Below are 11,065 nucleotides of genomic sequence, written 5' to 3'. Positions count from 1 at the left end.
GGGAGAGTAGGTCGCCGCTGGATTCACGCCCCGCCTGACGCAGCACGTCGGGCGGGGCTTTTTCTTTGCCCGCCGCGCGTTTATATCCCCCGCGAATCCCGCGGCACCGCCGCGCCTGTCATTCCCGGCACCGACCGGGAATCCCCTTTGCAATGCTAGACGGGGAAGCCCCGTCAAGCGGGGCTTGACAAATGTCTAGCGATCAATGACCACTTACTACTAACTAACAACTAGTAACTTCTTTACCTTGTCCTGGATACATTGCTTGCGCATCCCGCTCAGCATACGCATTTCGGCCTGAATTCCCATAGCCATTGGGGCCTGGGGCTAGTGCGTCCCCGCGCGAGTTCCCACTCAGTTTCTGGTATGCATGCATACATGCTCTTGCTCCTGTGGCGGGCAGTTACGGTCGAGCGTTCCCTTCCGAGAAGTTGTTAATATTTGTTCTATCAGCTATCGACTACAGACTACTAACTATCTCCCATGCTCATAGTTTGTTCTAAACCTATTATGTCGGTTGCCTGAGATTACTTTGTGTGCACTAGCCCTTTTTTGGGGCTTTTTCTCACGATATTTTGAAATAAGATTTTCTATACATAATTTTTGCCGAAAAGAAATCTTTTTTTTTTAATATTTTTATTTTTTTTACAAAAAAAAGATGTAAATTTAAACTTACGGGTGTGGAATAACTATAAGGTGAGTGTTATATGAAACACCTGTATTTGGCTTTTTGTGTTTTGGGCGCGTTTGCGTCCTCGGCTTTTGCTGACTTGACTGTTCACTTGCAGTCTCCTTTTGGCGCAGCTGCTACTTCAGAAATAATTCCGCATCTTGTTCTTAACGGTGCAGCGCCAGATGTTGGCGCGACTTCCTCTACGGTCATGAAGTCGGAAGGCGATAAATGGTTTTCGTATACCTGGAAAAAATCCTTGACCGACTTCAAGGCCTCGGATACTTTCACAATCTTGGGCTGTCCTGAGAATACGACCAATAGCATCACTTGCATTGATTTTGCTGATGGGCTGGAATTCAATGTTCATGATTTTTTTGAGGGCAGTTCCGAAGCCTGGATTTATACGAATGCAGCCATGGAAACCTATGTGAGGACTTTTGATGCTCCGGGGTCCAAAATTCTGTGGTTCAAGAGTCCATGGGGGAATAAGGCTCTTCCGCAAATGATTTTCGGACAAGATACTGTTTTGATGCATTTTTCCGATGACGAGGCAAAGTGTGGCTGGTTCTATGCCGCTATTTCGCCGGCAATGCTTGAAAAGCATATTCTCAAGACCGCTATATTCACACGTTTTAAGGCTCCCTGGCTGACTGTTCCAGCAGATAAAAAGTCAATTATCGAGTTAGCTTCTTTTTTGGATAGGAAGAAGGATACTGTTTATGTAGATGGTACTTTACCGGTCCCCTCGGTGGGGACTAGCATGGGGACGACTGGCGAATGCTTTGACAAGAGCCGTACCCTGCATGTGTATAATCCGTGGCGCACGAACAGCGTCTATCGAGATAGCACAGTTTATTTGAGCATTGACGGTGTGTGGAGTGATTCTATTCTGAACGGGGACACTTTGATTGGCGGGCCTGCGCAGGCTGGGCTGGAATTTGACACGGGTGACAAGTACTGGCTTTCCATGAATTTCCCGGATTCCCTTGTTTCTAGGGTGGCTTGGAAATCTGCAGATGCCAAGGTGCAGTTGACCCGTAGTTTCAATGAAAATATAAAGATTCACTATTTCAGTGAAAAGAATCGCCCGGTTGCAAGCGACTTGTTCCCGCCAGGTGTTTATGAAGCTTGGTTCTTTGCAAGCACCACGATGGAAGATTTTGATATTTCGTTTGCCCCGCTTGAACGCAAGGTCGTCCGTCTGCTTTCACCCTGGAAAAATACGCCGACTTCGTTTGTTATCAGCGCAAATAATGATGTCGTGAGGATGTCTGCTTTTTCGAAGGATACTTGCGGTTGGTTTGAAGGCACTTACTACAAGCATGCTCCGGACTGGAAGGTCTATTTTAAGCAGAGTTTTGGCCTTGAAAGGTATTCGATGCAGGGGGTTGTAAGGGAAGGTAGCGAGGTGGAAGTCCTTGTGGACTTGGATTCTGTCTTGAGCAAGCTCGATACAGTTTGGGTTTACCCTTCTGACAAGAATAAGAGCTACAGCCGTCCGGATGTATCATCGAAGTATCCTCTTGGCCGTCTTGGGGATTGCCCGAGCATGAAGATTTCTGCGATGCTTTTGGACTGGGCGGGCGAAAGCCATCACGACAGTATTGATATTGACTTTGGCCATGTGTTTGGCGGTAATGCCTATACTAAGGTCGGGAAGGATAGTTCTTGCCAGGCCGGAACTGTAACGGGCATGGTGAAGCAGACGCTTGTAAATGGTCGCCCGGCACGAGTGGATTCTACAGATTTCCCGTGGAGCAAGTGCGCTGCAGGTCACGAGATTGACAAGTGGTTTGTGCCGGAAGTTGTCGCTACTGTTGGTGGCAAGGAATATACGAACTCCCGCTGCCAGGACATTGAACTCCAGCTTGACAACGAAGGGTTCTGGTATGCCGACTACACGAATGAATCGGGTGACTGCAATGACCCGGTAAGCCCGGGATTTTTCCCGCTGGATGACTTTAGGTATCTCGATTCTGCACAAACGATACCGAACCCGAAATTTGACTGGGATGTCGAAGGATGGGTCAAGTGGGCTGGCGAGGCCAACGGCAAGAATGACACTTGCAAGCACAACTATGGCTATACCATGGCGGTCTCCGCAAGCTTCAAGTATGTGAAGGGTCAGTATTTTGAATTCCGCGGTGACGACGACGTGTGGGTTTATGTCAATAACAGGCTCGTAGTGGATATCGGCGGTGTGCATGAAAAGATTGAAGGCGCCGTTAATCTCGATACGATTGGGCAGAATGATCCGTCCTTGGCGTTGAAGGAAGGCCGCGAATATCCGTTCCACATTTTCTATGCCGAACGCAATGCGACGGGCTCGAACTTCAAGATGCGTACCTCAATCAACTTGCAGAGGCAGAACACCTTGCTTACGAGCATCGACGATTCGAAGAAGAGCAAGGTTACCGGTGTCCTTAGGCTGAAGATGGATGCTGAGGCGATTAGCTGCAACCCGAAGGCTGCTGCTCCGGTGGATACGACTGATGCTCCGTCTGTTTTCTATCTCGACGGCGGCAATTTCTCCGGAGAGGCTGAACTGAAGGTCGGTCTCAATTATGGCGGTATCCTGATTAACGACGACAAGTCGAGCTTCGCTATCGATATCGATGAAATTGTGAAGCAGCGCTCTTTGCAGCCGGGTACATACTATTTGTTCTTCTATCTTGAAAGCGACATGCGTTTGAACGATGTCTATGAATTTACGGTTCCTGAATATCCGAAGCCGAAAATCGCCTTTGTCGATGTGTTTAATGGAAATGGCGGTGGCGCTCCTGTCGAGTTCGACCCGAAGGGCAAGAATTTGAAGGGCGAGACGATTGTCACTGGCCTGAATGACACGCTGATGACTCACGTGCGCTATCCAGATATGTCGTACATTGAAGTCATGGTGACTTACATGGGAAGCATTTGCACGGACTGCAATGTCGTGCTGGACTTGGTGCCTAGCGATCCGCGCTTGGTGTTCTATACCGAGGCCGATGAGCAGAAGAATACTGTTGTTACGGATGAAACTGGCCGAGCCCGTTTCTACGTGATGGGCGATGGCGCTATTAGTGGGGCTTCGTTCAGTGTTGTAGGCATTAGCGGTGTCGAAAACTCGCTCAAGTGGGATAATATCAGCTTCAAGGATCCTGAAGTGCCGCTTGCGAAGACGGGTGGCATTTATGACCGCAATGGTGATGGCATTGCAGACAGTATCTTTGTTCCGTTTGAATATGGCGCTCTTGCCGAGCACGACCTCGACGTGATTGCCTGGAATTTTGGCAGCAAGGATTGGCATGAGTACGCCACCTTTGACGATATTGAAGGTTTTGTCAAGGATGATTCGACTGTCGCCATAACTGCTGAAAAGTTGATTGACACTGTCTTTACAGGCGATGCGAAGAATATTGTAGAAGGTAATTTCCGCTACCACTACATTTACCTGGACAAGGCGTCTGGCTCGACGCAGGAATCGGAAACGCTGTTCTCGAAGATTCAGGACAGAATCGGTGCTATCATTCTTGAAAAGCCGATGCTCAAGATTGTCTCGGATAACGCCATCAAGGTGACTATCAAGCTGTCCGAGGCTTGCGACAAGACCCTCATCGGATATAATCTCTTCGTTGAGCTGAAGGACAAGAACGATAATCTGGTAGATCCGTCGAAGTTTGCTTTGCTCAGTGTTGGACCTAATGCGGAAAGCGACTATTATGACTTGCTGTTCAAGAAGTCCCCGGAACTGATTGCTCCGGAGGTGGGCTTCAAGATTCGCCTTATCCCTGGAGTCTTGCCGGACAAGAATGGCAATACTCCGCATGAGCTGAACCCGTGGAGACGAATTGAAGGTGAACAGCCGCTTGAAACGGAACGTCCGAAGGTCGTGACTGTAAATCCGGGCATGTTCAACGAGGAAAATCCGTGGCCGGGCGATACAAACGATGTGATTCCTGTTCGTGTGGACCCGGGCCTCACCCTTAAGGAAATTATTGAATCGAAGGGTCTGCCTGGTGTATTGGTGAAGTTCCAGCTGGATGATTATGCGACGACGACTTTGCTGGGGGCCGATAACGCCAGCAGGGACGAAATCCTGAGCAAGGTCAAGGTGAGCTGGGATATTGAATTCTTCTCGAGTCTCGGACAGTACGTGAACTGGATCAAGGGCGAGTTCGCCTGCAACGATAAGTCCATTTTCGGTACGGACTGCATCCAGAATGCGGGCAACATGTTCTTTGAATGGGATGCCATGAGCGACAAGGGCCGTATGGTCGGTACGGGCGTGTACATCGCAAAATTCAAGTTCAAGATTTTCTCGGACAAGGAAGTTATGGGCAAGGGCGAGGAAACGTTCACGTTCGGTATCCGCCGAAACGAGAAATACGAGACCGGTACAAAGAAAATCAGGTAGCCTGAGTCTTTATTTGCCCTGTAGCAAAGGGCGCCCAAAACTTTATCCCGGCCGTAGCGCCGGGATTTTTTACAGAAAAAGCATTTTTTTTCATTATTCTGTTGTGAATTTATTGTCCTTGAATATATTTTAAATGAAAAGTGTGGGACAATTTAAGAGGGTGTTGAATGAAACACTGTTGTTTGGGTATTGTCGCTCCATTGCTTTTGGCTGCTTCCGCATGGGCAGACTTGACTGTTCATCTGCAGTCTCCTTACCGCGATGATGCGACTTCTTCTGATTTAATACCGCATATTGTCGGTGGCGTCACGGATTACAATCCGGGATTTGGTGCTGCGTCCAAGACGATGATGAAAAGCGAGGGCAACGACTGGTATGCCTATACCTGGGAAGGCAAGACGGTTGCCGATTTCCAGGACTGGCAGGATTTTGAATTCAAGGCGTGCCCCAACACGGACGACTACAATTACAATAACAACAACTGCGTCTCGTGGAAGGAAGGCGGGAAGACTAGAATTACCGCATTCTTTGGTACGGAAACGGAAATTTGGCTTTATACGGACGTGACAGACAAGTCCTTTAAAAAGTCGTTTATGGCGCCGGGTTCGAAGATTGTCTGGTTCAAGAGCCCGTGGGGCAACAAGGTGCTCCCTCAGATGGTTTTCGGTGCGGATTCCGTGCTGATGCGCTTTAGCGAGGGCGATAAGGATAAGTGCGGCTGGTTCTATGGGGCGCTTACGCCTTCGATGATTGCCGCAAACCCGCTTTTGACGGGGTACTTTATGCGCTACAAGGCTCCGTGGTATACGGTGCCTGCCGACAGGGATTCCTTTGTGGACTTTGTGGGAATTATGCAGTCTCAGGATACGCTGTTTGTGGACGGAACAGTCGAAAATCCTGTGGTTTCTGCTGAAATCGGTACGCCGGGTGAATGCTTTGATCCGACTCGCAGGCTGCACATCTATCATCCGTGGCGTACGAATACGACTTTCCGCGATAGCACATTCTTTATCAAGATAGACAACAACATCTTGAACGAACCGACGGGGCTTAGCACTGAAGGCGAATACAAGTACTGGCGCCACATTGATTTTGCGGATTCCGTGGTTGGGTCTTCGCAGTGGAACGCCCAGGGAACTTTTGTACAGATTCTGCGTGGCAAGAACGACTGGCCGCAGCATCCATATTTCCCGGAAACGTCTCGTCCGCGTGCAGGCGAGCTTTTCCCGACTGGCATTTACGAGACTTGGATGTACACATCCACTTCGCTGGAAACGCTGGACCTCGTGTTTTATCCGCCGGAGCCCAAGGTAATCCGCCTCAAGAGCCCATGGGAAAATCAGTCCCCTTCGATGGTGATTGAATCGACTGGCGATGTCATCAAGATGGGCCCGCTTGCAGACACCTGCGGCTGGTATACCGGTACTGTTTACAAGCATGCAACGGACTGGCGCGTTTACTTTAAGCAGACTTTTGGCATGGAACGTTATGGCGGCAAGGGCATTGTTGCTGAACTTGATAATCTCGATTCCCTGATTTCCCTGGATTCCCTCATGGCGTTGCATGATACGGTCTGGGTTTACCCGAATCCGAAACAGCGTTACGAGCCGAGCGATACGACCCGCTATCCGGGAATTCTCGGCATTTGCCCGTCTCTCAAGATTTCGGCGCTTGTTCTCGACTGGGCGGGTGAATCCCATGATGACAGCATCGACGTGGACTTTGGCGGCATTTACGGCGGTAACGCCTATACGACCGTTATGGGCTTGAACCAAAATGGCGAGCTAGCGGAACTTAAAACTTGTAGTGGCCATGTGCCGGGCATGGTGCAGGACACGCTTGTGAATGGGGCTCCTGCTCGAGTGGACTCCCTTGTTTATCCGTGGTCGCAGTGCTCTGCGGCCCATGAAATCGAGAAGTGGTTTATCCCGCAGGTGGTGGCGAAGGATGCTTTGGGCAATGAGTACAAGAATGGCGTTTGCCGCGACATTAGCCTTACGCTTGATGAAGAAGGATTCTGGCAGGCGGACTTTACGAACGAAGAAGGCGACTGTAACGACACCATCAATCCGGGCTTTTATCCGATTGACGACTTGCAGTATCTGGACTCTGCAAAGACCGTGCTGAACCCGAAATTTGACTGGAACATCCAGGGGTGCCACCACAACTACAGCTTTGCGATGAAGGTTTCGGCGCAGTTCCGCTATGTGAAGGGACAGTACTTTGAATTCCGTGGCGACGATGACGTTTGGGTGTTTATCAATAATCGCCTTGTCGTTGATATCGGCGGTTGCCATAGCCCTGTCGAGGGCGGCGTGAACCTGGATACGATTGGGCAGAATGATCCGTCTTTAAAGCTTGTTGAAGGCCGCGAGTACCCGTTCCACATCTTCTTCTCGGAACGCAATGCAACGGGTTCGAACTTCAAGATGCGTACGTCTATCAACTTGCAGACGCAAAAGACATATTATCCGGTTGAAGAAAAGACGACGGATGGAACTATCAAGTACACGATTTTGCAGCTGTTGATGGATGAATCTATCAGCTGTGATGTGTCGAGCACCTCGAAAATAGACACGATGCCTGCGCAGTCTTCGTTTGTGCTGTATGGCGACGACGATAGAATCCCTTCGACGGGCATGGAGCTTTTGCCGGGTACGATTGCGGGAATCAATATCGACGCGAACATGGCGGGCTTCGTGATTGACACGGTGGCAATTGTGCGTAACCGCTCTTTGGCGCCGGGTTCCTACATGTTGCAGTTCTCCTTGGCTAGCGATCCGGGGCAGTCTAGCGAAGTCTACTTTACGGTGCCTGCGTACCCGCTCCCGGACATTGCCTTTGTCGATGTATTTAGCGGTACGGATTCTGTCAAGGTTTTTGACCCGACCGGCATTAGCTTGCGCGGTCTCCCGTTTGACGGCTCCGCGAACGATACGCTTTTGACCCACGTGGCTTACCCGGATACGGTTCCTTTGCAGGTGGGCGTGTTCTACATTGCAAATCTCTGCAAGGACTGTTTTGCGGTGCTTGATTTGAAGACGGCGTACCCGATGACGTTCCTCGACGAAAAGAAGCAGCGCGTGAATAAGCTGATAACCGATTCCACCGGTGTCGCGAAGTTCTACGTGGTGGGGGATTCTTCGGTGACGAATGCCAGCTTCGAAATTTCTGGAAGCGGTGTTGCGAATGTCATTGCGTGGAAAAACATCCATTTCAAGGAGCCCCCGGTGCCGTTTGCTAATGGCGGCGAAGCATTTGACCGCAATGGCGATGGCGTGCTCGACAGTATTTCTATCGTGTTCAACAAGCCTTTTGGCGAGACGGTTCCGGATACGATTGCGTGGACTTTTGGAAGCGATGACTGGCACACGACGGCTTCTGTGATGAACGTGATGGCGTTGGTTGACCGGGATAACAGCCTCACTATCTTTGCGGATAGCTTGCAGCCCATGGTATTTACGGGGGGGAACAAGGACGTTTATCAGGGGTCCTTCAGGTACCATTACACGTACATGGACAAGGAAACGGGGCAGATGACGCAGCTTAGTTTGGATGGGCTTGCCATTGAAGACCGCATGGGAGCCATTCTTCTGGAAAAGCCTATAATCAAGCCTATATCGGATGGTGTAAGCAAGTTGACGGTCTATATTAGCGAGGCTGCCCAGGCGGACGTGCTTAACGGAATACCATTCCTTGAATTTAAGGACAAGTCCGGAGCGCTGGTGGATCCGTCGCTGATTTCGGCAATATCGGTTTCTCCGAGCCGGAAGAGCAACTATTATGACGTAATGTTCAAGAAAACGGACTTTACGATTTTGCCGGAAGTTGGTTTCATGGTGCGCCTGATTCCGGGTGTGCTCCCGGACTTGAATGGAAACGTGCCGCATGTGAACAATCCCTGGCGTCGTATTGAAGGCGAACAGCGTGTTGGCGTGGAATCGCCGGGCGTTGTGGGAATTGACCCCGCCAACTGGACTCCGGAAACGTGGCCGTACAAGGACGATGTGGCTCCGGTTCGTGTCGATGTGACCAAGAAAATCAAGGATGTTGTGACCGAGAAGGGGTATCCTGGCGAGTTGATTACATTTGACTTGAGCGAAGTGGGCAAGTCGCTGTTGCTGAATTCGGACGAACCGCGAGAAGTTCTGCTCTCGAAGGTGCAGATCAGGTGGGAAGTGGAATACTTCTCGAGCCTTGGGCACTTTGTGAACAAGAAGAGTGGCACCGTGGCATGTAACGACAAGTCTATATTCGGGACGGACTGCGTGGATAATCCGGGTAACGTATTCTTGATGTGGGATGGCCATAGCAATAAGGGTCGCATGGTCGGAACGGGCGTGTATATCGCCAAGCTCAAGTTCAAGATATTCTCGGATGGTAATGTGGCTGGGAGTGTCGACGAAACGTTTACTTTGGGCATTCGCCGTCACGGCAAGAAATAAATGCGCCTATGGCGCAGTTGGCAGAACTTAGTTGTTAGAACTTAGAAAAAAATATATATAAACATTTTATCAACAGTTTAAGAATAGGCCTCGCGGAAAGTAACTCTTTGAAACTTAACGGGTTACACGCGGGGTTTTCTTTATGCCTGAATTTTATTTACAAAGGGTGTTGATAGATGTTGAAGATTGTTGAAAAAATAAAGTTTTTTGTATTAATTTTGTGATAATTTATTGACAAATGTTTCGTTTGTTTTTACATTGTTCGAAAAATTTCACATTCTTGGCAAATGCGGGTTCGCCAGGAATGTCGTTTGTCATTTGGAACCCGTAAGGTTGAATGGAATGAAACTGATTCTCAAGACTCTTGCCGCAGGACTTTTCGCCTTCTCTATGGCGAATGCTCAGGATGACGTCCCTGCCGATGCCGCTTTGGCCCCTGCTTCTGACAAGCCGACGATGGCTAGAAGCGAACTCCCGGTAGGCGCCGATATTTCGAACCGTTACCTCGAACGCATTTTCTATCACTGGAAGGACAACAAGGAAAAGGGCATCATCAAGGTGTTTATCCACACGGATGAACTTGCCGAAGAACGCGAACCGGACGTGTTGAACTACGACGTGCTTTACAGGGACGCCGATAGCAACGTTGTTTTCTGGAAGGACCATGTTGCAAAGTGCGTGAAGTGCTTTGGCAAGCCCGTTGTCGATGGCCCGACCCCGAATACCCCGAAGGCTCTCGTGTATGACTGGGATCCGAAGAAAATCGACGATACCACTAAGACGATGCTCGAAGGCGAATTGCCGGCTGAAGTCTACATGATCACGAAGGACAACGACATCAGAAATCTCAAGTCCCGCTGGATTGGCCCGTCCGACAAGGAACAGGGTGAAAGCGAATTCGTGCGCGCTTACCGCTTTGGCTCCATCATGAAGTACAACGACAAGAACGCTTTTGCGATGGCTTTCGTTTACAAGAAGGGTGGCAAGTTTTTCTATGTGCCGGAAGGATACGGCTATATCGATCAGGGTGTTTACAAGGGCGTTGCTTTCCCGGAAAAGTTCTACGAAGTTGAAGTGACTGACTTCAAGGAAATCGTGGGCAAGTCTCCGATCGAAGAAGTTCAGGAAGCTATCAAGCGTGGCCCGACTCCGGTCAAGATGGCTGATCTCCCGAAGCAGACCTGGAAGGGTCCGAAGATTGAAAAGGAACTCAAGGCTCTCGTGAAGGGCTACAAGGTGAAGAAGCTCATCATCACGAGCGACTCTTGGGAATACCGCAGAAACTTCTTCGGCTTTATTCTTTACAGATGGGTCGGATTTGACATTGTCTATGATGGCAAGAACAAGGACGGCAAGAAGGCTACCATGTACAAGTCTGGCTTTATTGCAAAGCAGATGAGCAATGGCAGCGGCTTTGATAAGAAATTGATCATGACGGGTTCTCCGGTTTCCTGGAACCGCGAAGTTCTCGACTGGAAGTAATCTCGCTCTATTGAGTTTAGGAGCGGCTCCCATTGGCTTGGGGGTCGCTTTTTTTTATTATATGTTATT

Annotated in this window: 3 protein-coding genes; all 3 read left to right on the top strand. The window is 49.6% G+C overall.

The features are described 5' to 3' along the window. Positions 1 to 707: 707 nt before the first annotated feature. Positions 708 to 5,069 (top strand): fibro-slime domain-containing protein, encoded by a 4,362-nt coding sequence (locus B3A20_RS08180; RefSeq protein WP_290763408.1) that lies wholly within the window; start codon positions 708 to 710, stop codon positions 5,067 to 5,069. A gap of 167 nt (positions 5,070 to 5,236) precedes the next feature. Further along, positions 5,237 to 9,514 carry a fibro-slime domain-containing protein gene (locus tag B3A20_RS08175; protein ID WP_290763407.1) on the top strand — a complete coding sequence of 1,426 codons (4,278 nt, stop codon included), beginning with the start codon at positions 5,237 to 5,239 and terminating at the stop codon, positions 9,512 to 9,514. Between the two features lie 342 nt (positions 9,515 to 9,856). Further along, positions 9,857 to 10,996 carry a hypothetical protein gene (locus B3A20_RS08170; protein WP_290763405.1) on the top strand — a complete coding sequence of 380 codons (1,140 nt, stop codon included), beginning with the start codon at positions 9,857 to 9,859 and terminating at the stop codon, positions 10,994 to 10,996. Positions 10,997 to 11,065 lie beyond the last annotated feature (69 nt).

The organism is Fibrobacter sp. UBA4297 (assembly GCF_002394865.1).
Lineage (GTDB): Bacteria > Fibrobacterota > Fibrobacteria > Fibrobacterales > Fibrobacteraceae > Fibrobacter.
This window is presented reverse-complemented; position numbering and strand designations above follow the sequence as displayed.

What these genes read in the sequence shown, in the direction of transcription:
- B3A20_RS08170 (WP_290763405.1), top strand. Translation starts at nt 9,857, where the DNA reads ATGAAACTGATTCTCAAGACTCTTGCCGCAGGACTTTTCGCCTTCTCT.
- B3A20_RS08175 (WP_290763407.1), top strand. Translation starts at nt 5,237, where the DNA reads ATGAAACACTGTTGTTTGGGTATTGTCGCTCCATTGCTTTTGGCTGCT.
- B3A20_RS08180 (WP_290763408.1), top strand. Translation starts at nt 708, where the DNA reads ATGAAACACCTGTATTTGGCTTTTTGTGTTTTGGGCGCGTTTGCGTCC.